Annotated in this window: 30 protein-coding genes; 11 read left to right on the top strand and 19 right to left on the bottom strand. The window is 73.0% G+C overall.

Annotated elements, in window-relative coordinates; genetic code table 11:
- Positions 1 to 302, bottom strand: a 302-nt coding sequence (locus tag ACFZAU_RS21415; protein WP_500553506.1) for a glutamate-cysteine ligase family protein, incomplete at its 3' end; no start/stop codon positions are given.
- A 215-nt stretch (positions 303 to 517) separates the two neighbouring features.
- On the opposite strand from ACFZAU_RS21415, the gene ACFZAU_RS21410 reads away from it, so the two are divergent.
- The 3 genes from ACFZAU_RS21410 to ACFZAU_RS21400 all read left to right on the top strand — a co-directional run bounded on the left by ACFZAU_RS21410 (position 518) and on the right by ACFZAU_RS21400 (position 2,188).
- Positions 518 to 994, top strand: a complete 477-nt coding sequence (locus ACFZAU_RS21410; RefSeq protein WP_500553505.1) for a MarR family winged helix-turn-helix transcriptional regulator — start codon at positions 518 to 520, stop codon at positions 992 to 994.
- A gap of 114 nt (positions 995 to 1,108) precedes the next feature.
- The gene (locus ACFZAU_RS21405; RefSeq protein ID WP_499610356.1) at positions 1,109 to 1,666 is read left to right on the top strand and encodes a hypothetical protein; all 558 of its coding nucleotides are present in this window, start codon (positions 1,109 to 1,111) and stop codon (positions 1,664 to 1,666) included.
- 45 nt (positions 1,667 to 1,711) lie between these two features.
- Entirely contained in the window at positions 1,712 to 2,188 is a 477-nt protein-coding gene (locus tag ACFZAU_RS21400; RefSeq protein ID WP_500553504.1) for a hypothetical protein, read from the top strand.
- Between the two features lie 70 nt (positions 2,189 to 2,258).
- Here ACFZAU_RS21400 and ACFZAU_RS21395 read toward each other — a convergent pair whose 3' ends face one another.
- A complete protein-coding gene (locus tag ACFZAU_RS21395) occupies positions 2,259 to 2,426 on the bottom strand; it encodes a hypothetical protein (RefSeq protein ID WP_500553503.1) in 168 nt (55 codons plus the stop codon).
- A 111-nt stretch (positions 2,427 to 2,537) separates the two neighbouring features.
- On the opposite strand from ACFZAU_RS21395, the gene ACFZAU_RS21390 reads away from it, so the two are divergent.
- Positions 2,538 to 2,840: a hypothetical protein gene (locus ACFZAU_RS21390; protein WP_500553502.1), complete on the top strand. Its 303-nt coding sequence runs from the start codon at positions 2,538 to 2,540 to the stop codon at positions 2,838 to 2,840.
- A gap of 203 nt (positions 2,841 to 3,043) precedes the next feature.
- On the opposite strand, the gene ACFZAU_RS21385 is transcribed toward ACFZAU_RS21390, so the two are convergent.
- Entirely contained in the window at positions 3,044 to 4,183 is a 1,140-nt protein-coding gene (locus ACFZAU_RS21385; RefSeq protein ID WP_500553501.1) for a winged helix DNA-binding domain-containing protein, read from the bottom strand.
- 109 nt (positions 4,184 to 4,292) lie between these two features.
- On the opposite strand from ACFZAU_RS21385, the gene ACFZAU_RS21380 reads away from it, so the two are divergent.
- The gene (locus ACFZAU_RS21380) at positions 4,293 to 4,460 is read left to right on the top strand and encodes a hydrophobic protein (protein ID WP_245939318.1); all 168 of its coding nucleotides are present in this window, start codon (positions 4,293 to 4,295) and stop codon (positions 4,458 to 4,460) included.
- 190 nt (positions 4,461 to 4,650) lie between these two features.
- Positions 4,651 to 4,989, top strand: a complete 339-nt coding sequence (locus tag ACFZAU_RS21375) for a DUF3040 domain-containing protein (RefSeq protein WP_500553500.1) — start codon at positions 4,651 to 4,653, stop codon at positions 4,987 to 4,989.
- 7 nt (positions 4,990 to 4,996) lie between these two features.
- On the opposite strand, the gene ACFZAU_RS21370 is transcribed toward ACFZAU_RS21375, so the two are convergent.
- Both ACFZAU_RS21370 and ACFZAU_RS21365 read right to left on the bottom strand, forming a co-directional pair.
- Positions 4,997 to 9,517: a cation-translocating P-type ATPase gene (locus ACFZAU_RS21370; protein WP_500553499.1), complete on the bottom strand. Its 4,521-nt coding sequence runs from the start codon at positions 9,515 to 9,517 to the stop codon at positions 4,997 to 4,999.
- On the bottom strand, positions 9,514 to 10,023 hold the full coding sequence (locus tag ACFZAU_RS21365; RefSeq protein ID WP_500553498.1) for a hypothetical protein: 510 nt from the start codon (positions 10,021 to 10,023) through the stop codon (positions 9,514 to 9,516). The genes ACFZAU_RS21370 and ACFZAU_RS21365 overlap by 4 nt, the downstream gene beginning before the upstream one ends.
- A 210-nt stretch (positions 10,024 to 10,233) precedes the next feature.
- Between ACFZAU_RS21365 and ACFZAU_RS21360 the strand changes: the two genes are divergently transcribed.
- Positions 10,234 to 10,902, top strand: a complete 669-nt coding sequence (locus ACFZAU_RS21360; protein WP_500553497.1) for a haloacid dehalogenase type II — start codon at positions 10,234 to 10,236, stop codon at positions 10,900 to 10,902.
- A gap of 16 nt (positions 10,903 to 10,918) precedes the next feature.
- Here ACFZAU_RS21360 and ACFZAU_RS21355 read toward each other — a convergent pair whose 3' ends face one another.
- The 4 genes from ACFZAU_RS21355 to ACFZAU_RS21340 are packed head-to-tail and all read right to left on the bottom strand — an operon-like array spanning position 10,919 to position 13,300.
- Positions 10,919 to 11,593 carry an endonuclease gene (locus ACFZAU_RS21355; RefSeq protein WP_500553496.1) on the bottom strand — a complete coding sequence of 225 codons (675 nt, stop codon included), beginning with the start codon at positions 11,591 to 11,593 and terminating at the stop codon, positions 10,919 to 10,921.
- A 44-nt stretch (positions 11,594 to 11,637) separates the two neighbouring features.
- Entirely contained in the window at positions 11,638 to 12,363 is a 726-nt protein-coding gene (locus tag ACFZAU_RS21350) for a metallophosphoesterase family protein (RefSeq protein ID WP_500553495.1), read from the bottom strand.
- Positions 12,360 to 12,608, bottom strand: a complete 249-nt coding sequence (locus ACFZAU_RS21345; protein ID WP_500553494.1) for a BON domain-containing protein — start codon at positions 12,606 to 12,608, stop codon at positions 12,360 to 12,362. Before ACFZAU_RS21345 ends, ACFZAU_RS21350 begins: the two co-directional genes overlap by 4 nt.
- Positions 12,605 to 13,300 (bottom strand): hypothetical protein, encoded by a 696-nt coding sequence (locus ACFZAU_RS21340; protein ID WP_500553493.1) that lies wholly within the window; start codon positions 13,298 to 13,300, stop codon positions 12,605 to 12,607. Before ACFZAU_RS21340 ends, ACFZAU_RS21345 begins: the two co-directional genes overlap by 4 nt.
- 191 nt (positions 13,301 to 13,491) lie before the next feature.
- Between ACFZAU_RS21340 and ACFZAU_RS21335 the strand changes: the two genes are divergently transcribed.
- Positions 13,492 to 13,680 carry a DUF2795 domain-containing protein gene (locus ACFZAU_RS21335; RefSeq protein WP_500553492.1) on the top strand — a complete coding sequence of 63 codons (189 nt, stop codon included), beginning with the start codon at positions 13,492 to 13,494 and terminating at the stop codon, positions 13,678 to 13,680.
- Between the two features lie 68 nt (positions 13,681 to 13,748).
- Here ACFZAU_RS21335 and ACFZAU_RS21330 read toward each other — a convergent pair whose 3' ends face one another.
- Positions 13,749 to 14,783, bottom strand: coding sequence for a DNA topoisomerase IB (locus ACFZAU_RS21330; RefSeq protein WP_500553491.1), 1,035 nt, complete (start codon positions 14,781 to 14,783; stop codon positions 13,749 to 13,751).
- A gap of 246 nt (positions 14,784 to 15,029) precedes the next feature.
- On the bottom strand, positions 15,030 to 15,254 hold the full coding sequence (locus ACFZAU_RS21325; RefSeq protein ID WP_500553490.1) for a hypothetical protein: 225 nt from the start codon (positions 15,252 to 15,254) through the stop codon (positions 15,030 to 15,032).
- Positions 15,255 to 15,619: 365 nt separating this feature from the next.
- Here ACFZAU_RS21325 and ACFZAU_RS21320 point away from each other — a divergent pair, with 365 nt between their 5' ends.
- The gene (locus ACFZAU_RS21320; RefSeq protein WP_500553489.1) at positions 15,620 to 16,069 is read left to right on the top strand and encodes a hypothetical protein; all 450 of its coding nucleotides are present in this window, start codon (positions 15,620 to 15,622) and stop codon (positions 16,067 to 16,069) included.
- Positions 16,070 to 16,116: 47 nt separating this feature from the next.
- On the opposite strand, the gene ACFZAU_RS21315 is transcribed toward ACFZAU_RS21320, so the two are convergent.
- Positions 16,117 to 16,338 (bottom strand): DUF5133 domain-containing protein, encoded by a 222-nt coding sequence (locus tag ACFZAU_RS21315; RefSeq protein WP_500553488.1) that lies wholly within the window; start codon positions 16,336 to 16,338, stop codon positions 16,117 to 16,119.
- 100 nt (positions 16,339 to 16,438) lie between these two features.
- Positions 16,439 to 16,924 carry a transposase gene (locus ACFZAU_RS21310; RefSeq protein WP_500553487.1) on the bottom strand — a complete coding sequence of 162 codons (486 nt, stop codon included), beginning with the start codon at positions 16,922 to 16,924 and terminating at the stop codon, positions 16,439 to 16,441.
- A 348-nt stretch (positions 16,925 to 17,272) separates the two neighbouring features.
- On the opposite strand from ACFZAU_RS21310, the gene ACFZAU_RS21305 reads away from it, so the two are divergent.
- Positions 17,273 to 17,743: a VOC family protein gene (locus tag ACFZAU_RS21305; RefSeq protein WP_500553486.1), complete on the top strand. Its 471-nt coding sequence runs from the start codon at positions 17,273 to 17,275 to the stop codon at positions 17,741 to 17,743.
- A 519-nt stretch (positions 17,744 to 18,262) separates the two neighbouring features.
- On the opposite strand, the gene ACFZAU_RS21300 is transcribed toward ACFZAU_RS21305, so the two are convergent.
- The 6 genes from ACFZAU_RS21300 to ACFZAU_RS21275 form a co-directional block, all read right to left on the bottom strand.
- Positions 18,263 to 18,463 (bottom strand): hypothetical protein, encoded by a 201-nt coding sequence (locus ACFZAU_RS21300; RefSeq protein ID WP_500553485.1) that lies wholly within the window; start codon positions 18,461 to 18,463, stop codon positions 18,263 to 18,265.
- A gap of 26 nt (positions 18,464 to 18,489) precedes the next feature.
- Complete coding sequence (locus tag ACFZAU_RS21295; protein WP_500553519.1) at positions 18,490 to 18,669, bottom strand: hypothetical protein; 180 nt, start codon at positions 18,667 to 18,669, stop codon at positions 18,490 to 18,492.
- Between the two features lie 308 nt (positions 18,670 to 18,977).
- Entirely contained in the window at positions 18,978 to 19,718 is a 741-nt protein-coding gene (locus tag ACFZAU_RS21290; protein ID WP_500553484.1) for a class I SAM-dependent methyltransferase, read from the bottom strand.
- 91 nt (positions 19,719 to 19,809) lie between these two features.
- Positions 19,810 to 20,691 (bottom strand): SDR family oxidoreductase, encoded by an 882-nt coding sequence (locus ACFZAU_RS21285; protein ID WP_500553483.1) that lies wholly within the window; start codon positions 20,689 to 20,691, stop codon positions 19,810 to 19,812.
- Between the two features lie 16 nt (positions 20,692 to 20,707).
- Positions 20,708 to 22,174 (bottom strand): aminotransferase class I/II-fold pyridoxal phosphate-dependent enzyme, encoded by a 1,467-nt coding sequence (locus tag ACFZAU_RS21280; protein WP_500553482.1) that lies wholly within the window; start codon positions 22,172 to 22,174, stop codon positions 20,708 to 20,710.
- Positions 22,175 to 22,229: 55 nt separating this feature from the next.
- Positions 22,230 to 22,610, bottom strand: coding sequence for a hypothetical protein (locus ACFZAU_RS21275; protein WP_500553481.1), 381 nt, complete (start codon positions 22,608 to 22,610; stop codon positions 22,230 to 22,232).
- A gap of 138 nt (positions 22,611 to 22,748) precedes the next feature.
- Between ACFZAU_RS21275 and ACFZAU_RS21270 the strand changes: the two genes are divergently transcribed.
- On the top strand, positions 22,749 to 23,933 hold the full coding sequence (locus tag ACFZAU_RS21270; RefSeq protein ID WP_500553480.1) for an amidohydrolase: 1,185 nt from the start codon (positions 22,749 to 22,751) through the stop codon (positions 23,931 to 23,933).
- The last annotated feature ends 56 nt before the right edge of the window (positions 23,934 to 23,989 follow it).

The raw sequence follows: 23,989 nt of genomic DNA, 5'->3' as shown, positions 1-23,989 counted from the left end.
CTCAGCGACGGGCTCACCGGCAGCGGCGACGTCGCCAGCGCCGCGACCGCCGCACCGGACCGCTCCGCGTGCCGGGCCGCCGCCGCACGCCACCGCACGACCTCGGCCGCCAGGTCCTCCATCCGCGACTGCGGCCGGGTGGCGAACTCCAGTTGCTCGCGCTGCAGTTCCTCCTCGAACACCTCACCGGGCGCGCCGGGGTCACGGCGCGCCGACGCCAGCACCGCCGCCGACAGCGCCCGCGGCTCGCCGGACTCCGCGTCCAGCAGCAGCAACTCCTCCTCCACACCCACCGTCCGCATCGCGACACTCCGTTTCCACGACCGTGCGGTGACCCGACCCCGGAATCACCTGCGACACCACCGATTCGCCGGGCAACACATCTGCTTCCCCGCCTTCGGGCTTCGATGCGCCCGCGGGTGACGGCCGCCCTCGCATCGGGACGCGCGATCCGACCATCAGAAAAACACCATGTGGAGGTTTCAAACGGAATTGCCGCACTCGATATGCTGGCGGCATGGAGAAGGCCAAGAACGAGGAATGGCTCACCGACGACGAGCAGCGCGCATGGCGGACCTATTTGGACGTCGGGACCCTGCTGCTCAACCAACTCGGACGTGATCTTGAACCGTTCGGCCTGACCATCAACGACTACGAGATCCTGGTGAACCTCTCGGAGTCTCCCGGCCACCGCATGCGGATGAGCGACCTGGCCCGCGCCACCCTGCAGTCGAAAAGCCGGCTGTCCCACCAGATCAGCCGCATGGAGACCGCGGGCCTGGTCCGCCGCGAGAACTGCGAGTCCGACCGGCGCGGGCTGTTCGCCGTCCTCACCGAAGAGGGTTGGCAGACCATGCGCGACGTCGCTCCGCACCACGTCGCGGCCGTGCGCGAGCACTTCATCGACCTGCTCCCCGCCGAGGACCAGGCGGCCCTCCGCAAGGCCCTCACCCCGGTCGTCGAGCACCTGCGCGCAGAACGCGGCACCACCTGAGGGGCCTCTGACGTCAGGCGTGACGAATGTCCGCGCATGTGGCGTTTTGGAGGCCGGTCCGGGGGCAGGCGACCGCGTGAGGGGGGTTCCCGTGAGTGCTAGGGAGTCGACCCCATGTCAACAGGGACACTTCTGGCGATCATCATCCCCGTGGTGGTGGTACTCGCCCTGATCGCGGTCGCGTCCACCCTCTTCATCCGGCACCGGCGCCTGAAGAACCGCTTCGGCCCGGAGTACGACCGGACGGTCGAGGGTGCCGACAGCCGCATGGACGCCGAGCGGGACCTGGCCGCGCGCGCCAAGCGTCACGACTCGCTGGACATCAAACCGCTGCCGAGCGGCGTCCGGGACCGCTACGCGCGGGAGTGGACGAGCGTCCAGGAGGAGTTCGTGGACCGGCCCGAGGACGCCGTGCACGACGCCGACAGCCTCGTGGCCTCCCTGATGCGCGACCGCGGCTACCCGACCGAGGGCTTCGACCAGCAGGTCAAGGACCTGTCGGTGGAGCACGGCCGGACCCTTGACCACTACCGGGCGGCCCACGAGGTCAACGACCTCAGCACCCGGCACGAGGCCACCACCGAACAGCTGCGCGGCGCGATGGTGCACTACCGCGCCCTGTTCGACGAGCTGCTCACCGACGGCGGCGGGCGGCGCCACGCCCGGGCCTGACGAAGGGCCCGCGCCGACACATCACCCTGGAAAGGCGGATCCGACATGGAACGCGAGCGCGTCTCCCGCGGAAGCGGCCTGGCCACCGAAGACCTGGCGGAGACCCACGCGCCTCCCGGCCCCCCGCAGGACCACCCCGACACCGCGTCGAGGGCACCGGAGTACCCCGGCGAGAGCACCGGATCGCGAGGTGGACCGCCGCCCCCGGACGAAGCGGCAGGGGCTCCGCGGCAGGAAGCCACGGCGGACGAGGTTCCCGAACTCCTCAGCGGGCACGACGAGGAGGAATTCCGCGCCCGTTGGCAGCGGATACAGAGCGAATTCGTCGACGACCCGCGCGACGCCGTGCACGCCGCCGACGCACTGGTGGCGGATGTCATGCAGAAGCTGGCCTCGACGTTCGCCCAGCACAAGCAGGGCCTGGAAGGGCAGTGGACCCGCGGCGAGCAGGTCGACACGGAGGATCTGCGCACCGCGCTGAAGCGTTACCGGTCCTTCTTCAACCGACTGCTGACCACCTGAGGTCCCCACGAGTGGGGCTCCGCCGTGACGGCGGCGCCCCACTCGTCGCTGCTCCGTCGCCCGTCAGGGGCTAGAAGTCCTCCAGGCCGGTTCCCCGCTGCTTCTCGCGCGGCCGGATCCCCTGCTCTTCCGCTCGCGGCTCCTCCTCGTCCTCGCGGGCGGGCTCCGATCCTCGTCCGGCCGACTCGTCGGGATCCCGGTCCGGTTCCCTTCGACGGTCGCGCTCTGGGAGTCCCATGCGAATCCCTCCGGCTTCTCGGAAGAGAAACAAAATAAGCATTTCACTACGATGCCGATGATAGGCGCAAAGGATTCGAGCCGGAGATCCCCACCGGACCACGGTTGTGCAGTGCGGAAAACGCCGTTCGCCATGGCCGCCGTACACGTGCCGGAAGGCAGCGTGCCGGCCTTCTCCAGACGGGCCCTGCCGGTCACGGACGCCGCCGACGGGTCGGGGCCGCTGCGGGCGCTCTCCGGCGGGGCCCGGCCCCTGTCGGAGATCTGCGACAACCTGCGGTACGGAGGTGCGGCCCCCTCCGGCGCCCTGTTGCTCCTCGCCCGGACACGGGCCCAGTTGCGGGCCTGGGACGTCGATGACGAGACCGCGCACAACACGGGGTTCGTCGTCAGCGAACTCACAACGCCACCCTGACGTGCGAGGCCTGCGACAGCAGCCCCGCCGCACCGTTGCTGAGGCACGCCCGCACCGTCGACGAGGGCGGCCGTGGCCGTTCATCATCCCCCAACTCGCGACCGCCTGGGGGACGCGCTGCACCGCCGACGGCAGGACCATCTGGGCCGAGCAGCCCCTCGCCTGCGCGTGAGGCACGCGAGCGCCTGGGCCGACAGCCGCACTCACGCCGTGACGATCCGGCTCTCCACGCCCGGGAGCCCCTTGTCCCACCAGTGTCCGTAGCGCCGGTAGACGGCTGGATCGCGATCGGCGAGCAACGCCCGGAGCTTCACTGCCTCCGTGCAGAGGCCGTCCCACGCGGCCTTGCCCAGCGTGCGGAAGGCGGTCAGTTCCAGTCCACCGCCGGTCGCCCGCCACACCCCGGCGACCTGCCCGTCGACAAGCAGACAGGGCAGCGTGTCGCCGTTGCGCCGCACGACCACCGGCCGGTACTCCTCCGGCACGACCCGGCCGGCGCCGGTGTGGGCGAACAGGACGCTGTCCCACATGGGGAGCAGGCGCGGCGGCGCCGGCGTGTCCTCGTCCGGGACGGTGGCGCCCGCGAGGTCGTACAGCGGCGTGCGGCCGGGGCCCGCCACCTGCACCACCTCGTCGCCGAGGCCCTGCAGCGCCCGGGTGACGACGGAACGCTGGAGCAGCGTGAACCGTGCGAAGTCCTGGGCGGAGCCGGGTCCGAACGCGCGCAGGTAGGAAAGCAGGAGTTGCCGCACCCCGGCGTCCGTCTCCTCCTGCGTCGGCGCGGGGACGGCCGCGGCGGCCCGGTAGGTGTTCGGCTGCGCGAACGACCAGGGGCCGCCGGCCGGCACATGGTGCGTCGGCGCGTAGGTGCGCAGCGCCCACCACACCCGGTGGGCGTGCTCGCCGAACCGCGCCGTGACCCCGGCCTCGACCTCGGGGCCGGTGCGGGGCCGCGCGAGGAAGCCGGCGAGTTCGGGGAGGACCGCGTCGGCGTCCTCGGGGCGCAGCCCGGTCGAGCCATAGCGCCGGTCGTACAGCCGGGACGCCCGCAACGTGCGCACCATGGCGGCGTGGTGGCCGGCGTGGTCCTCGGCGTGGACGGCGTGCAGCGTGATCCGCATCAGGGTCGACTTCACTATCCGGCCGTCCGCGAACGCCGCGTCCAGGTCCTCCGGGGCGAAGTCCCGCACGCGGTTCCACAGCGCCAGGTACGGCGAGGCCGGGCTCTGTGCCTGCAGCGCGCAGACCCGGCGTACCGCCTCGGCCACGTCGAGGCGCCGGCGTTCGAGCAGGAGCTGACGGTCCAGGGTGGCGAGGGCGAGTTGCCGCGTGGTCAGGCTCATGGCCGGATCATGCCACCCGGGTCGGACAGGGCGTCCGGCCCGCCGCCCCGAATGCGCCGTGCATGCCGGCGCGACGGCGGGGCACACGCGGGGTCAGGAGGTTGATGACATGGTTCCTTTGCTGCTTGTCCTGCTGCTGGCCCTGATCCTCTTCGGGGCGGGATTCGCCCTCAAGGCCCTGTGGTGGATCGCGTTGGTCGTCCTGGTGGTGTGGTTGCTCGGCTTCGTGTTCCGGGCCGCGGAGGGTGGCGGGCGGCGCCGCTGGTACCGATGGTGACCTGACGTACGCACGCAGCATGCCGGGGTGCCGGCCGCGAACCGCGGCCGGCACCCCGTTCGTCGTGACCCGTTCGCCGAGGCGGTGTTATCCGGTCAATCCCCTTGCGGCAGCGGTCATCGCCGTCCGGCGGGGTACACGGGGCACAGATGGCCGGAGCAGCCCGGCCCATGCCTGCCAGGAGACGCCGATGCGGGAGGACTGCCGCCTCACCGTCCGGGAACGCGCGGCGCTCGACGGGATCGAGCGCCTGCTCCGCCATGACGACCGGACCCTCGCCCGGCGACTGCGCACGATGCGCCTCCACACACCCCTGCGGGAGGCCGCCGCCCGGTTCGCCCGGTGGCCGCGGGCCCTGCTGGTGACCTTCCTGGCCGGCACCACCCTCGCCCTGTTGCTGTCGGCCACGCTGACCACGTCACCGCCCCTGGTGTGGGCGGGCACCGCCTCGTGGATCGTCACCCTGCTCACCGCCGCCTGGCCGGTGGCGGGTGGCCGGCGCGTGCGCCGCGGGCGGCAGGCCGCGTGACGGCCCCTCAGCCGGCGGACGGTGGCCGGGGGGCCAGCGCGGCAAGGACCACCGCTGCGGTCACCCCGGCCCAGGCGACGGGACCGAGCGGGGTGCAGCCGAAGAACTGGCTCACGCCGGGGGTCTGGATGACCGCGATGAGTGCCGCCGCCGAGCCGAGCACCGTGAGCCACACCAGGGGGCTGTGACGGCGGCCGGTCACGGTCTGGGTGAGCTGGGCGCCCACCACCCCGCACAGGGCCATGGTGCTGGTGCGCCGAGCACTGCCAGGGGTGACGGTGCCGGCCAGCCAGGCGATCGTGGCGCCGAGGGCGGTGAGGATCCCGCGGTGTCGGATCTGCCGGGCCAGGGGCGCGCCAAGGGTCCCCAGACCCAGTGGAGCGGTGCCGGTCCTCGCCGCATCCTGCTCCTGCGGTCCGGATGCCTTCGCCTCGGCTGCCGTGCCCGTGGCGCCTTGCGGGGTCACGGCGACCGCCATGGCCGGGAACATGTCGGTGAGCAGGTTGACCAGCAGGAGTTGTCGGGTGGACAGCGGTGACGCACCGGAGACCAGCGTCCCGAGCAGGGAGAAGCCGATCTCGCCGGCGTTGCCTCCGATCAGGACGGTCAGTGCGTCGGCGACGCTGTGCCACAGGGCGCGGCCCTCGGCAACCGCCTCGATCAGCGCGGAGAGTTCGTCGCGCACGATGACGAGGTCGGCCGCGTTGCGCGCGGCCGCCGAGCCGCGGACGGCTATGCCGACGCCGACGTCCGCGGCCCGGATGGCGGCGGCGTCGTTGGATCCGTCACCGACCATGCCGACGACCCGCCCGGACTCTCTGAGGGCTTCGACGACCTGGAGCTTCTGTTCGGGCGCGACGCGTGCGACGACGCCGCAGTCACGGACGAGCGACGCCCGGCCGCCGCGGTCACGGGTGGCGAGATCGTCACCGGTGACGACGGAGACGCCCTCGGGCCAGCCGAGCGCGACGGCGACGGCGCGTGCCGTCTCAGGGTGGTCGCCGGTCAGCATCACCGGCCGTACGCCCGCCTGCCGGAGACCGGAGACCAGGGGTGCCGCGTCCGAGCGGGGAGTGTCGGCCAGGGCGATGAAGCCGGTGAGCCGCAATGGATGGTCCTCCAGGGGGCTTTCCAGCGCGCGCTCGAACTCATCGGGCTCCAGGCGTCGTTCCGCCACGGCCAGTACACGCAGGCCCTCCGCCGCCAGCCTCCCGGCCGTCTGCGTGGTGGTGTCCTCGACGTCGGGACAGAGGGGCAGCACCACCTCCGGGGCGCCTTTGACCACCAGCAGCGGCGTGTCCTGCGCGTCGTGCCCGGTGGCCGAGGCGTAGCCGCGGGACGCCTGGAAGGGCTGGGTGTCGCCGGGGGTCCAGTGCGGGTCGTCGGCGGCGGCCTCGAGCACCGCCCCGTCGGTGGCGTGGGCGTGGACGCCGTGGTCGTCGCCTGCCGGGGGGCAGGTACGGGCGGCCTGGCGCAGGATCGCGAGGCCCTCCGGGGAACCGGTCGCATGGTCGCCGCCGTCGGGAGCGGCGGTGCGGACCACGCGCAACCGGTTCTCGGTGAGGGTGCCGGTCTTGTCGAAGCACACCGTGTCCATCCGGCCCAGTGCCTCCAGGGTGCGCGGGGTGCGCACGAGCACGCCGTGTTCCGTCAGCCTGCGGGCCGCGGCGAGTTGAGCGACGGTCGCGGTGAGCGGCAGCCCCTCGGGGACGGCCGCCACGGCGACGGCGAGTCCTCCGGACACGGCCTGCCGCACGGGGGTCCCGCGCAGCAGTGACAGTCCGGTCACCGCGGCGCCGCCGGCGAGGGTGAGGGGGAGCACGGTGGACGTCAGTTCCCGGAGCCGGGCCTGCACGCCGGGCGCGGGCGGCATCCGTGCGGCCAGGTGGGCGGCACGGCCCGCCTCGGTGTCCTCGCCGGTGTCGACCACGACGGCGCGCCCTTGGCCGGCCACCACGGTGGCGCCCTCGAAGACCATGCAGTGCCGGTCGGGCACCGGCGCCCTGGGCGTGGCCGCGACCTGTTTGAGGGTGGGCAGGGACTCGCCCGTCAGGGAGGACTCGTCGACTTCGAGGTCCTCGGCCTCGAGCAGCCGCGCGTCGGCGGGAACCACGTCGCCGGTGTGGAGTTCGATGACCTCGCCGGGGCTGAGCCGTCCGGCCTCGACGGTGCGGGTGTCGCCGGTATCCGGGTCGACGACGCGGCGCGCCTGCTGACGTTGACTCACGGCCAGCGACGCCAGGGCCTGTTCGGCGCGCAGGCGCTGAATGCCGCCGACGAGTGCGTTGACGCCCATGGCACCGGTGACCAGGAGGGCGTCGACGGCCGAGCCCAGCAGGGCGGAGGCGGTGGCGCCGACGGCGAGCACGGGGGTGAGGGGGTCGTCCAGTTCGGCACGGACCGCGCCGACCAGGCGTCCGGTGAACCGCAGGGGGGCGGCGGCGGGTGACGCGGCCACGGCCCGGCCGAGGCGCGCGGCCGCCGACGGTGCCCCAGTGGCCTCCTCGCGGAGGTCGCGCTCCGCCTCCCGCAGTCGGTCGAGGACCTCGTGGGGTTCCAGGGCGTGCCAGGGCACGCGGGGCCGTGGCCGTGGCACGTCGTGGCGCAGGACGCGCCGTGCGCTGTGCCGGCCGTCGACGAGGGCCGCGGCGGCCGCCGCGTTGACCGGGCTGAGCCGCAGTCCCACCCGCCAGGCCGCGCGTCGTCCCCGCGAACCGCGGGTGAGCACCATCAGTTCCGACAGTGTCGCCCCTGCCTCGGCCAGCACCTTGGCGTGCCTGGCGGTGGCGCGAGAGCCCGGAACGGCGGCCAGCAGCCGCCAGACACCGCGAAGGTCGTCCAGGACGAGGGCGTCGGCCGCCCAGAGCACGGCACTGCCCGCGTCGACCACGGTCACCGCTACGTCGCTGCTCAGCAGTCCCGTCAGCACGTCGTCATCGGGTGTGGTTCCGGCCTCCGCCCGTGCGACGGTGAGGACGGTGCGCTGTGATCGACGGAGTTCGCGCACCACCTCGGTCAACGGGTCTTCCGGGGATACGAGTTGGTCGGCGAGCGCGCCGAACTCCCCCAAGGTGCCGTCGTCGGCGACGACGACGTGCAGGCCCGCGCGGCGGGCGGCCTCGAGCACCGCCTCCGCCAGGGGGTCGACCTCCCGGCCGACGAAGACGGCGCCCACCTCGCGGTTGTCCTCGTCCAGGACCGTCATCCGCCCCGTACGGGTGCCGGGCGCGCTGCCGGGGACGGGGCGCAGTCGCACCTCCGGGTCGCCTTCCCGCTGCTCGTCCTCAGCCCGGAGGGTGGCCGCGACGGCGTGCCAGAGCCGCTCGTGGTCCCAGTCGCCGACGGTGGGGCCGGCCTCCAGCACGGTGCGTCTGCGTCCGCTGAGTACGGAGTGGTGCAGCACGACGGTGTCGACCAGTTCCAGTTGCCGGATCCGCTCCATGTCGCGTACAAGGACCTTGCGTCGGGCAAGTCCGGTGCCCAGGGCCGCGGTGTACGCGACGGGCCCGTAGCGGGCGGCGCGCGGCGCGGCGGCCAGGACCGCCTCGGCGGCCTCGGCGCCGTCACGGGTGAAGGCCAGGGTCGCCGCGGCCCCCAGCAGCCCTCCGGTGACGGCCCGGTCGGCGTACTGCTGGGCGGGCATGACGTGCAGGCGGGGCCGCCGTACCTGTGGCGTCGGAAGACTGTGCCGCTCAGGGGTGCACAGCCGGTCGTGGACCTCGTCGAACAGCGCGGAACGAGCGACCGATTCGACGAGCTGACCCGCGCGCAGGGCCGCGTCCAATACCAGGGCGGTCGGGGACTGCCCGAAGCCGTGCGCGGCCGCGTAGGCGGCTGAGAGGACCACGTCCGTGGCCGGTTCCCCAAGTCGGTCCTGGAGCCAGGACCGCGGTCGCGAGTCCTCGCGCAGCGCCGTGACGGCGGCGGTCACCATGCGTGGGGAGCGGTTGAGCCGCAGGACTCGCGCGGTCGTGGCGGTGGCGATGCCCGCCACGTCGCAGCAGAGGGCGACGGCATGCACGCGGGCGCCCGGGGCCCGCCCCGGGTGGCCGTGCTCCAGTGCCGGTTCCCCGGGCGGCTCCAACTGCTCGTCGTCGGCCAGTTCGGCCGCTCGCGCCGCCACGCTGTCGGCGACCGCGTCCTCGGCCAACTGCACGACCAGTGACTCCAGACCGCCGTCCCAGTAGGCGGCCAGCACTTCGGGATGCCGGGCCAGTGACGCGGCGACCCTGCGGCCGGCCGCCTCCAGTTGCCTCGGGGCGAGGGCGGATCCGGGGCGTGGGCCCAATGGGACGTGCAGTCGGCGCACGCCGACCCAGCAGCGTCCCGGGTTCATCGCCTGCCGTGCGGCCCTGCCCAGCCGTACGGCGCCGCGCGAGGCGGTCGCCGCGCTGCGCACTGCCGCCCGCGCACCCGCGTCAGCCAGCGGAAGCACATGCCGCGCGACGTCGGTGGGGGCGGCCGCCGCGAGTCGCAGGCCCGCCGCGGGGAGTCCGATGAGCAGCCCCAGCCCGGTCGCCGGCCTCATGCGGTGGCGGCCTTCGCCTTCTTGCCCTTCGCCTTGGTCCGGCCCTCCTTGGCCTTGATCTTGGCCTTGCTGGGACCGCCCTCGGGAACCGGCAGCTCATCTGGCATCGTCATGGCGTCCGGTCCCTTCTCGGCCATCGGCGCCTCCCGCGTCTGCGGAGCGGACATGTGGCCCTGCGCGTGCGGGGCGGCCGGTACCCGGGTCTCCGGCGGGACCATGGAATCCTGCATTTCCGGTGTACCCGGCGCGCCTTGGGCCTCGGCCTGGTCCTGGAGCGGTGCCTGCCCGCGCCGCGCGGCGGAACGCTGCTGCGTCAGCCACACCGCGGCGGCTCCCGCAGCCGCCACCGGCCACTCGACGACTCCGGCGACGCCGAGGAGTCCCGCCCCCGTGTACGCGGCGACCCGTCGTGTCTGCGGCGAGACCACGCCCACCGTGTCCAGCACACTGTCGAACGCCCCCTTGACGGCGTCGGCACCCGGCAGCCGCTGCGCGGTCGACCTCATCGTGTCCAAGGGATGCGCCACGGCCTCCATCACGGCCGACGACGAATTACGACCACTTTCATCCATTTTTCTCACCTCATATACGTGCTGCCCAGAAATGCGGAGCCGAACATCCCGGGTCCGCCGGAGAGCGGCGGGGCCGCACGATGGAAGGAAGGCACCGACCCGTCGCTCCGGAGGCACCACATGGCGGCCGAGAACCCTGTCCGCGTGATCGTCTTCGACGTCAACGAGACCCTCAGCGACCTGACGCCGCTGGGCGGGCGCTTCGAGGACGTCGGCGTGTCGCGGGACGTGCTGCCCACCTGGTTCGCCGCGGTCCTGCGCGACGGCTTCGCACTGACGGCCGCCGGCGGGTACGCGGACTTCACGGAGATAGCAACGGAGAACGTCCGCGTGCTGCTCACCGCGTCGCCGGGCTGGAGCGGTGACGCGGAGGACGCCGCACGCCACGTACTCGAGGGCTTCACCGAACTCACCGTGCACCCGGACGTACCCGACGGCGTACGGGACCTGCGCGCCGCCGGCTACCGGCTGCTCACCCTGACCAACGGCTCGGCGGCGACCACCCGGCGCCTGCTGGGCGGTGCCGGCTTGCTGCAACACTTCGACGCCCTGCTGGACGTCTCGGGGTCCCGCTGCTGGAAACCGGCGGCGGCCGCCTACCACCACGCCGTCGACCGGGCCGGTGTGCGGCCCGAAGAGGCGCTGCTCGTCGCCACCCACCCATGGGACGTGGACGGTGCGCGGCGAGCCGGACTCGCGAGTTCCTGGCTGCGCAGGGGCACGGCCCACTACCCCGCCTTCATGACACGGCCGGACCGTGAGGCGGCGAGTCTGCCGGATCTCGCCCGCGCCCTCGGCGAGGCCGCCCACTGACGTCCGGCGGGTCCGCTCAGGGCCGCGCCTCGGCTACCTCCTCGACCACGTGCCGGTTCAGCGCCGCCCGCACCAGGGCTGCCGCGAAGACCGCGTACGCGGCCTCCGGCACCAGGTCGGCCAGTGCCTCCGGCCGTGCGGGCAGTCCGAGCCGTTCCGCGCCCTTGAGCGCCTTGTCGTCGAAGAGCGGGCCCGTCTCCGGCCAGACCGCCTGCACCTCGCGCAGGAAGATCTCCACACCGACGGGTCCCAGCCCGGGAACCTCACGCAGGGCGCGGCGGATCGCGTCCGGGTCGCCGTCCGCCTCGTCCCGCAAGCGGCGCAGATCGCCTCCGTAGCGGTCCAGGAGCAGCTGTGCGCCGTCCCCGAGCTGCGTCGCCGTGCGCTCGTCGTAGCGCCGGTAGTGGCCCCGGCCGAGGGCGTCGACCCGCTGCTGCCAGGTGGCGTCGCGCATCCTGCGGGGGTCGCGCATCCCGGCGGCGAACAGCTCGTGCGCCGCGGCGGTGGCCACGGACGCCTTGATGCGGGCGCTGAGCAGGCACGCGGCCACCAGCACCTGGTACAGCGGCTGCGGGGTGTGCCTCAGCTTGACGCCGGCGTCCTCGGCGTAGGTATGGCCTTCGTGGTCCAGCAGGGCCTTGACGGTCGCCTTGTCCTTCGTGGTGTCCCGGTCCCGGGTCGTCCCGGCCATCTCGCATCACCTTCTCGGGAAACGCAGTGTCCTCGTCGGGTCTGCTACCCGGTGTGCAGCCGGTAGACGGCGAAGGCGCTGTCGATCACGGGCTGGGCCACGTTGCGGACGCGTACGCCGCCCGCGGTCATGCCCCGCTCGACGCCCCGGTGCGCGTGGCCGTGCACCGCGAGGTCGGCTCCGCCTTCGTCGATCGCTTCCGCCAGGAGGTAGCTGCCGAGGAACGGGTGGATCTCGGGGGGCTCCCCGGCCAGGGTGTCGGCCACGGGCGAGAAGTGCGTGAGTGCCACCCGTACCGTGTGCGCGTCCCGCGGCAGTCGCTCCAGGGCGGTGCGCAGCCCCGTCGCACAGCGGCGCGTCAGGGCCACGAATGCCTTCATCTCCGGTTCCCCGAACTCACCGGCGCTCCGCCCGGCGAAGCCGCCGCCGAACCCCTTGGTACCGGCGACGGCCAGCCGCGTCCCACCCAGGTCGACGACCGTGCCCTCGCCCTCCAGGACGGTGACCCCGGAGGCGGCCAGCACGGCTGTGACCTCCGCCTCCTGCCCGCTGTGGTGGTCGTGGTTGCCGAGCACGGCCACGACGGGCACCGGTAGCCGGGCGACCTCACCCGCGACGACCTCGGCCTCCTCCACGGTTCCGTGACGGGTGAGGTCCCCGGCCAGCAGCAGGACGTCCGCGCACTCCCGCAGTGTCTCGAAGGCCGGCCGGAGCGTGTTGCGGCTCTCGAGGCCGAGGTGGATGTCGCCGACGGCGGCCACGCGGATCACGGCAGTTCCTCGGCGTGGTCGGGGGCCGCGACGCTGCTGATCCGCAGGTCGCAGACGACGGGTGAGCCGTCCGCCTCCTCCTCGGCGATCCGCACGATGGCATCCCGCTCGGGCACGTCGGACACGGTGCCCGACAGCACCACGGCCCCACCCCGCTCCTCGACCCGGACGCCCAGCTCGGCGACCTCGTCACCGGCCAGACGGCGACGCAGGCGCTCGATGAAGTAGTCGTCGGTGGCGCTCATGACAGGCCCTTTCCGGGGTCGATGACGCCGAGTCGTCCGAGGAGGTACAGGAACGCGTCGGGCAACGGCTCCGACTGGTACCGGTCACGGATCCGGCCCCAGTCGATGCGCTCGCGCAGGGTACGGGCCAGGGGCAGCAGGGCGGTGAAGTCGCAGTGCTGCTCGGTGAGGGCGCCGAGGAGGGTGCTCAACAGCTCGGTGGGCGGCAGGACGGGCATCCGCACGGAATCCACGGGCAGCACGGGGGCGTCGCGCAGGAGTTCGGCGGTCACCGGGCAGCGTCCGAGTTCGAAGATCAGGTCGATGTCCTCGCCGTCGGCCCGGGCCTTGACCAGCCAGTCCTCCGGGGCGGGCACGGCCTGGACACCGTCCTCGGCCAGCACCCTCAGCACCGCCTCGGCGTCCTCACGGCGAACGCAGAAGTCCGTGTCGTGCTGCAGGTTTCCCGGTACTCCGTGCGCGTAGGCGGCGACGCTCCCGGTCAGCGCGAACGGCAGCCCGGCCGCCTTCAGCACGGCCGCCACCCGCTTGGTCGTCTCCAGGATGGCCTGCGTGTGGTCCACCGGCAGGGCCTGCTCCGTCCCGGTCCCGGCGGGGGCGGCACTCCCCGGTCCGGCCTCACCGACCTCACCGGCCTCACCGGCAGCGAGTCGCAGCCGGCCCGGCGGCCGGCCGGCCTCGGCGTCGTTCATGAGCGGCCCTCCGTCCTGCCGCGCCCCGTGGACGTGCCCTCACGGGCAGCCGGGGCGCGCTCGTCCGAGCGCGTACCCGCCCACGCCCGCGGCACGCCCCTGAAAGCCTGCGTGAGCCTCGTTGACCCGATCGGCTGGACTTCGCGCAAGGAACGACGGCGTCCGAAGGCCCCCCGGGTACCGATCGCCCCATGAACGTGAACCCCATTGAGATGCAGAAGGCCCTGGGTGGCGTGGACTACCCCGCCTCGAAGCAGGACATCATCGACCGCGCGAGCAGCAACAAGGCGGACCGCGACATCATCGACGCGCTCGAAGGCCTTCCGGACCAGGAGTTCGGCTCGCCCGCCGAAGTCAGCCGGGAGATCGGCGGCAACTGACCGTCCCCTCACGTGCACGGCACGTCGCCCCGAGGCGGCGTGCCGTGCACCACGATGGCCGCCGGGCGTCAGTCGCCGCGCGGCAGGCGTCCGGTGCGGAGCATGCGCAGGACGGCGCGCTCGGCGGGGCCGTGGGTCGCGGGGACCCCGTAGGAACCCTGGTCGCCCAGATCGGGCAGGGCCGCCGCGATCGTCACGCCCTCCTCGTAGAGCTCGACGACCCGGGGGTTGATGTACGAAGCGCGGCAGACGGCGGGGGTGTTGCCGAGGTATCCGGACACCTCTCTGGCCGCCCGGGCGATCGCGCGACGACGGCCTGATTCGCTGCGCGCGACACCCTGCGAGACCGCGAGGGCGACCGCCGCCATGACGGTCGCGTGCCAGGTGCGGAAGTCCTTGGCGGTCGCCTCCGTCCCCGCCAGGCCCTTCAGGTAGGCGTTGACGTCAGCGCTGCTCACGTCCTGCCAGGAGGGGCGCTCCCAGTAGGCGAGCAACCGGTCGCCGCCCCCGCGCCGGTGCAGGAGCGCGTCAAGGCTGCGGTACGTCGGCCCGTCCACGACGCCCTGGACCCGCTCCTTGCCGTCCTTGGCAGGATAGGTGAACACCACCTCGCCGCGGCGGCAGCGGCCGTGTTCGCGCAGCAGCGTGGTCAGCCCGAAGGTGTCGTTGAGGTCGACGTAGCGGTCGCTGCCGATCCGGAAGAAGCCGAGGTCGAGCAGACGCACGGCCGTCGCCAGCACACGTTCCCTGGTGAGCCCCCGGTCACAGAGGTGGGCCTCCACGACTTCGCGCACCCTGGGGAGGCGCTCCGCGACGTCGAGGACGTGGTCGTGCTTCGCCTGCTCCTGCTCGGCGCGGAACTGCGGGTGGTAGAGGTACTGACGGCGGCCCGCGACGTCGGTACCCACCGCCTGGAGGTGCCCGTTGGTCCGGGTGCAGATCCACACGTCGCGCCACGCCGGCGGTATCACCAGCGCTTTGATCCGTTCGAGTTCGGCGCCGTCGCGCAACGCCGCCCCATGGGCTTCGAGGTACCGGAAGCCGCGTCCGTGGGGCTGGCGGGCGTAGCCGGGGTCGGTGGGCCGGCTGTGGTAGAGGCGCAAGGGGTCCTCGGAGAGCTCGTGTCGCCGCCCGGGCTTTCGCGCTCGCCCCGCCGGTCGGCGGGGCGAGCGCGCCGGGCCTGGTCCTTCAGCTTCGGTCACCCGGCTGCCCGGTCTCCAGTCCCGGCCGGACCGTTGCGGTCCACCGCCCGGACGGGGCACCCCGGTGCCGCCGGTGCAGCGGGCTACGGGCGTGCACGGACCGGCTGTACCCGGCCGACGGCGTCGATGCCGGATGCAGGGGCCGGCTCAGGTCTCGTCGTCGCGCTTCTCGGGTCGGTGCATCTCCAGTCCCTCGAGGGGGTTGCCGGCCAACGTACCGTGTTCCGCGGAGTAGCCTTCGGCGCCGGCGGCGGTGCCGCGGACCACCCGCTCGTGCGCCCGGTCCTCCTTGCCGCCGGCCGCGCCGGGCCCCCTGACGGCGGATTCCGCTGCTTCCTTGTCCCGCTTCTTGCCCATGGTCGGCCTCCTCATGTGTCGTCGCTCCTCGACGTGACGACCGAACAGGGCGCACCTGCCCGAGGCGGGTACGACAAAACACTCCCGGGCGACGCGAGCCTGACCACGGGTACAGGTTTTGCCGCAGTCGGACGGGCAAGGCGTCAGGTGCCACTGGGGAGTGCCGCCGCCGGCCGTCGTACGGGCCGGAAGTCGCTCGCCTGGAACGACGGTCGGCGGCCGGCCCCCGGACCGCCGCACCTGCGACAACAAGCCCGGTCCCGTCCCGGGCCCACCGGACGGTACCGGGCGCCGTAGGACTCACGGGAAGTGATCACCATGTCCGCAGGCTCGAGCCGCGATCGGGCGGCCCCGAAGGGCCGCCGGGGAGGGGCGCCGCCGTGACCGCCGACTGCCGGGTGATCGTCTATCCGCCGTCGGACACCGGCGGCCGTCATGTGCGCGTCGACGGGGAAATCCTCGGCGTCGCCTATGACATGCGTGACTTCCTGGAATTCCTGCGGCGAGCGGGTGTCAACCCCCTCGAGGTCAGCGTGACCGACCCCGACCTCGTCGAGTGGCGCGGCGCCGGCCCGTCGGTATGGCGGTGCGGTCACACCGGCCCCAAAGAGCTCGTTGCCGGGCACGGTCCGGGGCGGGAGGACGCGGAGGACTTCTTCCCGCCGGCGCACGCCGACATGGTGGACGTGACCCTGGACGGCCCTGCCGACCAGGTCTCACGCATCCGGGCGTGGATCGAGAGCCGTGCGGCGATCGGCAGCAGCATGCTCATGGAGTTGCCGGACGGCAACGTCCGCTGCCGGATCCACCTCCTGGCCACGGATGACTGACGGCGCTTCGGCACGACGTGCGGCTCCGCCGGGCGCCGTTGCACGGGTCAGGCGGGGACCGCGGAGTCGTCGTGCGGGCGGGCGCCCGGCAGGTGGAGGCGCGCGGCGATGAGGGCGGCGTCGACGTCGCTGGTTCCGGTGGCAACGCACAGCGTGTACGAGACGTCGTCGAGCCGCCGCCGTACCTCGGGGTCCTCGGGATCCAGCAGGCGGAGCGTCTGGTACCGGTCGACCAGGTCGTCCAGCACGGCTGGGTGGGCCATCAGCATGGCGTCTCCTCAGGTCGAAGTGGCACGCGTTCCCACGCCGCGCCTTCCCCGTCCGCGCCGGCGCATGCGCGGGCGCGAGGGCCGCTACCGAATGCGCTGGTCACCGCCGTATCCCGTCACCTCGGCGCGGTGTCTCCGCAACGGGTGGCCAGGTGGGAGCCGGAGCACCGGGACGGCCGCGTCCACCCGCTGCCCTCCGGCTCTGTGCCGGCGCCGCCATGCGGCTCCTCGCGAAACTCGCCCTTCTCCGCACGCCCGCCGCGTGCCGGTGGGCCCGGCTGACGCCGGGGTCGACGGCGGGATCCCAGGTGATCACGTCCGCCGCCCCCGCCCGGACCTGGAGCTGGGTGACGACCCGTTGCCAGGTGCCGTCCCTCTGCCAGCGGCGGAACAGGTCGTACACCCGGCCCCACGGCCCGTACCGCTCCGGCACCTCCCGCCAGGGCACCCCGGTGCGGACCCGGAACCGTATGCCGTCGATCAACTGCCGCCGGGTCCATGTCGCCGGCCGGCCGACCTTCTTGCGCACGGGCAGCAGCGGCTCAAGCACCGCCCACTGCTCGTCCGTCAGATCTCCACGAGCCACGAATCAAGATCATCCCATAGCAAGATCCATTGCCGTCACGCGCCCCCGGACGACGCCTACGCGCGATCACCCGCATCCTGCGTCCGGACCACTCGGGCGTGCTCACCGACGCGCTGCGGGAGCAGCAGGGTACGCCCTCGGGCAACCGGCCGGATGCGCGGGTCTGTTGAAGCCGGAACGGACGGATGGGGCTGCACGCCGGCCGGGTTTGCGAGCTGCGGCCGCGGCACCGGTCGACATAGCAACCGCGACGTGGCCGAGTCCGAAGCCGAGGCCCACCGATGAGTTCCGCCGGCTGGGCCGGTCCACCACGACGTACGCCATCGAGCCGCACCCTGGAGACCCGCCATGACCGATCCCGCACACCCCGGCCGCATGTTGTTCGTGAACCTCCCCGTGGCGGACCTCGAGCGCAGCAAGGCGTTCTTCGCCGGGCTCGGGTTCGCCTTCAACCCGGTGTTCGCCGACGAGAGCAGCGCCTGCATGCTGGTCGGCGAACACGCCTTCGTCATGCTGCTCGGCCGCGAGAAGTTCGCGGAGTTCTCGAAACTGCCGATGGCCGATCCCCGCACGCACGCGCTGGCGCTGTACTGCTTCAGCGTGTCGTCCCGCGACGAGGTCGACAGGGTCGGCGCCGCCGCGCTCGCGGCGGGCGGCACCGAGGCGGACGGCGCCGAGGACCACGGCTTCATGTACGCGCGCAGCTTCTTCGACCTCGACGGCCACGGCTGGCAGGTCATGTGGATGGACCCGGCGGCGGCGGAGCAGGGCCCCGAGGCGTTCGCGGCCTCCGTGCCGGACGCCGACACCCCGGCCTGACGCACGACCGCGTGCGCCGTCAGCCCCGCCGCGGCGGCTGCCTACGGTGTCCTGACGGCTGCAGATAGTGACGGCCGTTCCTCCTCCCCCTGGGGATCGTGGGCTTCGTGGCCCACGGCCGACGCTGTGCGTCGCGCCATCGCCGCGGGCCTGGCCTGACCCCCGCGCGGCGGGGGCCTACGACCTGTGGCACGCACGCCGGGTCGTCCCGGTCGGTCGAGCGGGGCGGCAAGGGCGTGTCGTCACATGAGCTCCCCCAGCTACCGCTGGGAGGTGCCCCCACCGCCCGAAGGGCGGGCCCAGCGGCTCCCCCGGCTTGCGCCGGGAGGTGCCCCCAGGTGTGGTGCATCGCAGGGCGGAGAGTCGTCCTCGTAGTGGGCTACTCGGACGATTCGACAACGCAGCGTGGGGGCACCTCCCAGCGGAGCTGGGGGAGTGCCGTGCCTGGGGGCACCTCCCAGCGCAGCTGGGGGAGCGTCGCTGGGCAGGCGGGCGTTTGACGACACGCCCTAGCTAGGGCTACTCCTCTTTGGTGACGACGTACATCCGGCAGCGGACGGTGCCGTCCGGCAGGTCCACCAGCAGGCTCCGGACCTCGGCGGCCCGGAACTCGATCCACTCCCGGAGCAGCGCGACCTCGTCGTCCGGCCCCTGGAGGACGGCCTCGACCATGCGTGGGTTCGCCGGCGGGGTGAAGTCTTCCTCGGCTTCGTGGCTCACGGTTCCCTGGTTCCTGTGGCTTGCCGTCACCACACGTCGGGGCCACCTCCGTGCCATTCGATGAGGTCCTCGTCGAGGAGGCTGATGCCGTCGGGGTCGAGGCCCGCGCGCCGCAGGAACTCCAGCAGGTCGGCCGTGCGGTACGCGGTACCGAGGACCTCGCCGTCGGCGCGGACGACCCGGCCCCCGGTGTCGGAGGGCGGCATCACGACTATGCGGTGTTCCACCTGCCCAGCGTGCCCCTGGGCGGGTGTGCCCGCACCCTGGAAGTGCGGCCCCGCTCCAAGCGGACGAGATTCAGCCCTCGCGGGCGGGGTCGCCCAGTGGGCGCGGCCCCGTCGACCTGTGCCGCACACACGCGACGGGGCCGCTCGTCCCACCTGTGCGCACTGCACCTGGGGAGCGTACGCCTGCGCCTGGGGCCCGACCGGCGTCTCCTCCACCGCTCCGGTCCCCGCTGCGGCGCCGCCCACGCCTTAAGTGGGGATGACTTCGTGTCCCGTCGCGGCGGAACCTACGGTTTGTGGGTCACCCACAGCACTTCCGCCGGCCAGCGGTGTGCCCAGTCCGGTGGGTCGGTTGCGTTGTAGCCGTTGTGCGTTCCGCGTTCGGGCCGCGGCTCGATGAGGTCGTCGATGACGAGACCCGCGCCGCGCAGGACCTTGACCCAGCCGCCGTAGGTGAGCTGGTAGCTGGTCGCGCCGTCGCCTTCGGCGATGGTGTCCAGCCCGAAGTAGTCCTGCTGCAGCGTCGTGGTCACACGACCGGCGGCTTCGTCCCAGCACGCTTCGAACCACGGGCTGGCGACGTTGAACACCAGGCGCCCGCCCCGGCCCAGGACGCGTGCGGCCTGCGGGACGGCCACGTGCGGGGGCGCCCAGCTGAGCCCACCGAAGTCGCAGAACACCAGGTCGAAGCTGCCGTCGGCGAAGGGGAGTTGTTCGGCGGCGCCTTGCACCAGCGGGTAGCGGGCCGCGCCCATCGCGTCGGCCGCTGCGGCGAGTTGGGCTTCGGACAGGTCGAGCCCGACCACGGTGGCGCCCTCGGCGGCGAGCGCCCTGGACCACTGGCCGGCGCCGCAGCCGAGTTCGAGGACGCGCTTGCCGGTGACGTCGCCCAGGGCGTGCAGGTGCGCGTCGGGGATGGAGTACATGCCCCACAGGCGCGGTGTGGCGCCGATTCGCGGGTCGTGCCGTTGCTGGTAGGCGCTGCTGATCCGGTTCCATAGCCGCCGGTTGGCGGGGATGCTGTCCACGTGCCGACTCCAGCACCGCTTGCCGGGGGCGGTCAACACGATCAGGGCTCTGGCCGGCCCTCGGTCCGGCCCATGACCCGCCGGACGAGCCCTACGGCAGCGGCGTGCCGCCGGTCGCGTTGACGACCTCCGCCGTGATGTAACTCGCCTCCTGCGAGGCGAGGAACACGTACGCCGGGGCCATCTCGGCCGGCTGGGCGGGGCGGCCGAGCGGTGACTGCTTGCCGAACTCCGTGGTGTCCGGCAGCGTCGCGGGGATGAGCGGCGTCCACACCGGTCCCGGGGCCACCGCGTTGACGCGGATGCCCTTCCCGGCGACCATCTGCGCCAGCGACTGCGTGAAGTTGACGATGGCCGCCTTCGTCATCGCGTAGTCCAGCAGGTGCGGACTGGGCTTGTAGGCCTGCACGGAACTGGTGTTGATGATGGAACCGCCGGCCGGAAGGTGCTCGAGCGCCATCTTCGACAGCCAGAACATCGCGTACAGGTTGGTCTTGAGCACGCGGTCGAACTGCTCCGTGGTGATGGCGCCGATCCCGTCCGGCTGCGACATCTGGTAGGCGGCGTTGTTGACCAGGACGTCGAGCCGCCCGAACTGGGCGAGCGCCAGGTCGATCACCTCACGGCACTGGTCCTCCTCGCGGACGTCGCAGGAGAGGGCGACGCCCTTGCGCCCGGCGTCCACCACGAGCCCCACGGTGGTGTCCGCGTCCTCCCTCTCCTCCGGAAGATGGGTGATCAGCACGTCCGCCCCTTCGCGGGCGAAGGCGAGCGCGACCGCCCTGCCGATGCCGGAGTCGCCACCGGTGATCACCGCGGCCTTGCCCTCGAGCCGGCCGCAGCCTTCGTACGAGGTCTCGCCGTGGTCGGGGGGCGGGTCCATGGGACCGGTCCACCCCGGGTGCGGCTGGTCCTGCGCGGGGAAGTCCGGCTGCGGGTGGCGGGTGACCGGGTCCTCGTTGCGGGAGGTCATGGGGGTTGTTCCTCCGTCACTTCTCGATGGCGACGCGGATGGAGCGCACCTGCTGGTCGGTGGCGTCGGGGACGACCATCCCGGCCTCGACCCCCGTGCGCAGGTAGTCCAGCACCTCCCGGTCGAGACGTTCGCCGGGGAGGGCTGCGGGGATGCCCGGCGGGTACGGCGTGAGCATCTCGGCGGTGATCCTGCCCTCGGCCTCGGCGACCGGGACCTGCTCAGTGGGGCCGAAGAAGGCGTCCCGGGGCAGGACGACCTGTTCCAGGCAGAGCTCGCCCGGGCTCGGGACGTCCACGGCCGGCGTGGGGCGCAGGTCGTCCAGGTGGTCGGCGAGGTCTGCCAGGGCGGTCACCAGCACCTTGGCGGTGTCGTCGTTGTCGGCGTGGGTGAGCTGGGCACTGATCCGGCGATGGTCGCTGACGTGCAGGTTCACCCCGTGGTGGGCGCGCAGCCAGTCGGCTGCCCGGTATCCGGTGACGCCCAGCGCGGAGATGTCGACGATCACCTGGAGCGGGTCCAGATCCGCGGCCCGGTCCGGGCCGCAGAAGTCCTCCCGCCCGTGCACGTGGTAGCCGTCGAGCCCCTCGATCTGGCCGCGCAGGGCGTCGGCCAGGGCGAGAGCCCGGTCGTACAGGGCGTGCCCGTGCTCGACCATCTGACGGCGCCAGCCGTCCAGAGCGGCGTACAGCAGGACCGACGGGCTGGTGGTGCCCAGCAGGTCCTCGCGGGCCTTGAGCACGGCCGGGTCGACCAGGTCGCCCTGGAGGTGGAAGACCGAGGTCTGCTCCAGGGCGGAGCCCATCTTGTGCACCGAGGTGACGCACACGTCGGCTCCGGCGTCCATGGCCCAGGTCGGCAGTGAGGGGTGGAAGGGCAGGTGTGCTCCCCACGCCTCGTCCACGATGAGCGGCTTGCCCTGCCGGTGGCACTCCTCCGCGATCGCGCACAGGTCCGCGCACGTCCCGTACGGGGTGGGGCTGGTGACCAGGGCGCCCTTGGCGTCGGGGTGGTCGCGCAGGGCGGCGGCGACCGCCCGCGGGGAGGGCGGGTGGGCCAGGTGGAGGTCCGGATCCCACTGGGGGCGGACCCAGACCGGTTCCTGGCCGGAGAGGATCAGCCCGGAGATGACGGACTTGTGGGCGTCCCGGCCGACGACGAGCTTCTCGTGCGGTCCGGCGACCGAGAGCATGGCCGACTTCACCGACAGCGAGCTGCCGCAGGTGGAGAAGAACGTGTGGTCCGCTCCCACGGCGTCGGCCATGAGCTCCTGTGCCTTCTCCAGGACCCCGTGCGAGGAGGTGCGGTCGTCGAGTCCGCTGGTGGCCAGGATGTCGCAGCGGAAGACGGACTCGCCCAGCGCTTCCAGGACGCGCTCGTCGGTGCCCCGGCCCTGTTTGTGGCCGGGCGGGGTGAACGGTGTCTGTCCGGTCGCGTGGTAGGCGGCGAGCGCCTCCAGGACCGGCGCGTGCGAATGGTCCATGATCTGCGGCTGCCCGCGCCCTCCAGGGGGAAACGCCCCGGGGACGGGACTCGGGTCAGCGGCCGCGGTGCTCGGTCTTGGGCTCCTGCGGGTCGACCCCGGTGAACTCGGAGGTGTCCTTGGCGCCGCTGGGACGGCCGGAGGGGCCGCGTTTCCCGGTGTCCTTGATCTGCCGCTTGCCGGTCTTGCCGGCCCGCTCCTCTCCGCTGCGCGAGACGTCGTGCGCCGGTGTGCCGGCTGTGGACTCCGCGATGTCCTTGGGGGACGGTTCGCGGTTCTTCCCGCCGGGTGCGTAGGTGTCCGGGTGGAACGAGCGGTGGCCGCTGGGGTTGTCCTGCTGCTTCTCCGCGTCCACGTCGGTGGCCCAGCCGTGCTGGTCGTCGCCCTTGTGGCGGCTCGGCCCCTCGCCGTGCGGAGGATGCTGCTTCTTCGTCATGGCGCTTCCCTCTCGAAGAGTACCTTTCGCATATTTCCTGCCTTTCGGGGCGCGTGCCCCGGCAGCGGCGGCTCATGCCTGGCGCGGTGCAGCGCACCGGCGCGGGTAGGCGTCCGGCACACATCCGGGAGGTCACCCATGGACGAGCCCTTGGACCAGGTGTACGCCCGCGTCGCGGAACAGCTCGCCGCCCGCGCCGGGCCGCTGTGGGAGGTGGCTTCGACGCTCCACGGGGACCCGGAGCCGCCCTTCGAGGAGCGCAGGGCGGCCGAGTTGCTGACCGGCCACCTGGAACGGGAGGGCTTCTCCGTCCAGCGCGCCGTCGCGGGCCTGCCGACGGCCTTCGTCGCGGCCGCCGGTGACGGCGGTGCCCCGCGGGTGGCGCTGCTCCTCGAGTACGACGCCCTGCCCGGGATGGGTCACGCCTGCGGCCACAACCTCATCGCTGCGGCGGGGCTCGGCGCCGGCCTCGCCCTCTACGGCGCCGTGCCGGACGTGCGAGGAACCCTGCTGGTGGTGGGTACCCCGGCGGAGGAGCGGGGCGGCGGCAAGGTCGTCATGGCGGAGGCGGGCGTCTTCGACGGGGTGGACGCCGCGCTGATGTTCCATCCCGGCGTGCACAGCTGGTCGTGGGCACCGCTCACCGCTTCGGCCCAGGTGAGGGTGGCCTTCCACGGCCGGGCCGCCCATCCCACGGGCAGTCCGACCGAGGGGATCGACGCGCTGGCCGCGCTGATCCAGTTCTTCAACACCCTGTCCGTGCTCAGCCGGCGTCTGCCCGCCGGATCGCACGTCCAGGGCATCGTCACCGAGGGCGGCGAGGCCACCAACATCGTCCCCGAGTACGCCGAGGGGCTGTTCGGCCTGCGCGGAGCCACCACGGCCGCCCGTGACGAGCTGGCGGACGCTCTGGCCGACTGCGCGCAGGGGGTGGCGCACGCCACCGGCACCCGGACGAAGGTCTCCCCCGTCGACGCGGGTTACGACCACTTCCGCAACAGCGAGGTCCTTTCGGCGCGGTTCACCGCCCATCTGGCACGGGCGGGCGTGCAGGCGGGCGAACCGGTGCCGGGAGTCCACCTGGGTTCGTCCGACGTCGGTACGGTCAGCAACCGCCTGCCGACCATCCATCCGTTCGTGGCGATCATGGACGCCGACGGCTCCGACCACACCCCGCGTTTCGCGGCGGCCGCGGCCACGCCGCGGGCCCGTGAGGTCATGCTGGCCGCCGCGCGGGCGCTGGCCTGCACGGCCGCCGACGTGCTGGCCGATCCAGCCGTCACGGCCGCGGCGTGGGCGGAGCACCGCCGTCCGGATGGCTGAGGAAAGGGGGCGTGCCCGGCGTGGGAGGGGGAAGCCGCCCGGGGAGAGACCGTCCA

The sequence above is a fragment of the Streptomyces sp. NPDC008238 genome (assembly GCF_042956445.1).
Taxonomy (GTDB): domain Bacteria; phylum Actinomycetota; class Actinomycetes; order Streptomycetales; family Streptomycetaceae; genus Actinacidiphila.
The sequence above is the reverse complement of the archived record's forward strand: the minus strand, read 5'-3'. Positions and strand labels throughout refer to the sequence as shown.

Excerpts from the sequence above, each read along its gene's own strand:
- ACFZAU_RS21280 (WP_500553482.1), bottom strand. The coding sequence starts at position 22,174 with ATGGACCATTCGCACGCGCCGGTCCTGGAGGCGCTCGCCGCCTACCAC.
- ACFZAU_RS21275 (WP_500553481.1), bottom strand. The coding sequence starts at position 22,610 with ATGACGAAGAAGCAGCATCCTCCGCACGGCGAGGGGCCGAGCCGCCAC.
- ACFZAU_RS21400 (WP_500553504.1), top strand. The coding sequence starts at position 1,712 with ATGGAACGCGAGCGCGTCTCCCGCGGAAGCGGCCTGGCCACCGAAGAC.
- ACFZAU_RS21305 (WP_500553486.1), top strand. The coding sequence starts at position 17,273 with ATGACCGATCCCGCACACCCCGGCCGCATGTTGTTCGTGAACCTCCCC.
- ACFZAU_RS21410 (WP_500553505.1), top strand. The coding sequence starts at position 518 with ATGGAGAAGGCCAAGAACGAGGAATGGCTCACCGACGACGAGCAGCGC.
- ACFZAU_RS21345 (WP_500553494.1), bottom strand. The coding sequence starts at position 12,608 with ATGAGCGCCACCGACGACTACTTCATCGAGCGCCTGCGTCGCCGTCTG.
- ACFZAU_RS21355 (WP_500553496.1), bottom strand. The coding sequence starts at position 11,593 with ATGGCCGGGACGACCCGGGACCGGGACACCACGAAGGACAAGGCGACC.
- ACFZAU_RS21375 (WP_500553500.1), top strand. The coding sequence starts at position 4,651 with ATGCGGGAGGACTGCCGCCTCACCGTCCGGGAACGCGCGGCGCTCGAC.
- ACFZAU_RS21405 (WP_499610356.1), top strand. The coding sequence starts at position 1,109 with ATGTCAACAGGGACACTTCTGGCGATCATCATCCCCGTGGTGGTGGTA.
- ACFZAU_RS21270 (WP_500553480.1), top strand. The coding sequence starts at position 22,749 with ATGGACGAGCCCTTGGACCAGGTGTACGCCCGCGTCGCGGAACAGCTC.
- ACFZAU_RS21335 (WP_500553492.1), top strand. The coding sequence starts at position 13,492 with ATGAACGTGAACCCCATTGAGATGCAGAAGGCCCTGGGTGGCGTGGAC.
- ACFZAU_RS21315 (WP_500553488.1), bottom strand. The coding sequence starts at position 16,338 with ATGCTGATGGCCCACCCAGCCGTGCTGGACGACCTGGTCGACCGGTAC.
- ACFZAU_RS21295 (WP_500553519.1), bottom strand. The coding sequence starts at position 18,669 with ATGCCGCCCTCCGACACCGGGGGCCGGGTCGTCCGCGCCGACGGCGAG.
- ACFZAU_RS21340 (WP_500553493.1), bottom strand. The coding sequence starts at position 13,300 with ATGAACGACGCCGAGGCCGGCCGGCCGCCGGGCCGGCTGCGACTCGCT.
- ACFZAU_RS21370 (WP_500553499.1), bottom strand. The coding sequence starts at position 9,517 with ATGAGGCCGGCGACCGGGCTGGGGCTGCTCATCGGACTCCCCGCGGCG.
- ACFZAU_RS21325 (WP_500553490.1), bottom strand. The coding sequence starts at position 15,254 with ATGAGGAGGCCGACCATGGGCAAGAAGCGGGACAAGGAAGCAGCGGAA.
- ACFZAU_RS21365 (WP_500553498.1), bottom strand. The coding sequence starts at position 10,023 with ATGAGGTCGACCGCGCAGCGGCTGCCGGGTGCCGACGCCGTCAAGGGG.
- ACFZAU_RS21385 (WP_500553501.1), bottom strand. The coding sequence starts at position 4,183 with ATGAGCCTGACCACGCGGCAACTCGCCCTCGCCACCCTGGACCGTCAG.
- ACFZAU_RS21395 (WP_500553503.1), bottom strand. The coding sequence starts at position 2,426 with ATGGGACTCCCAGAGCGCGACCGTCGAAGGGAACCGGACCGGGATCCC.
- ACFZAU_RS21380 (WP_245939318.1), top strand. The coding sequence starts at position 4,293 with ATGGTTCCTTTGCTGCTTGTCCTGCTGCTGGCCCTGATCCTCTTCGGG.
- ACFZAU_RS21285 (WP_500553483.1), bottom strand. The coding sequence starts at position 20,691 with ATGACCTCCCGCAACGAGGACCCGGTCACCCGCCACCCGCAGCCGGAC.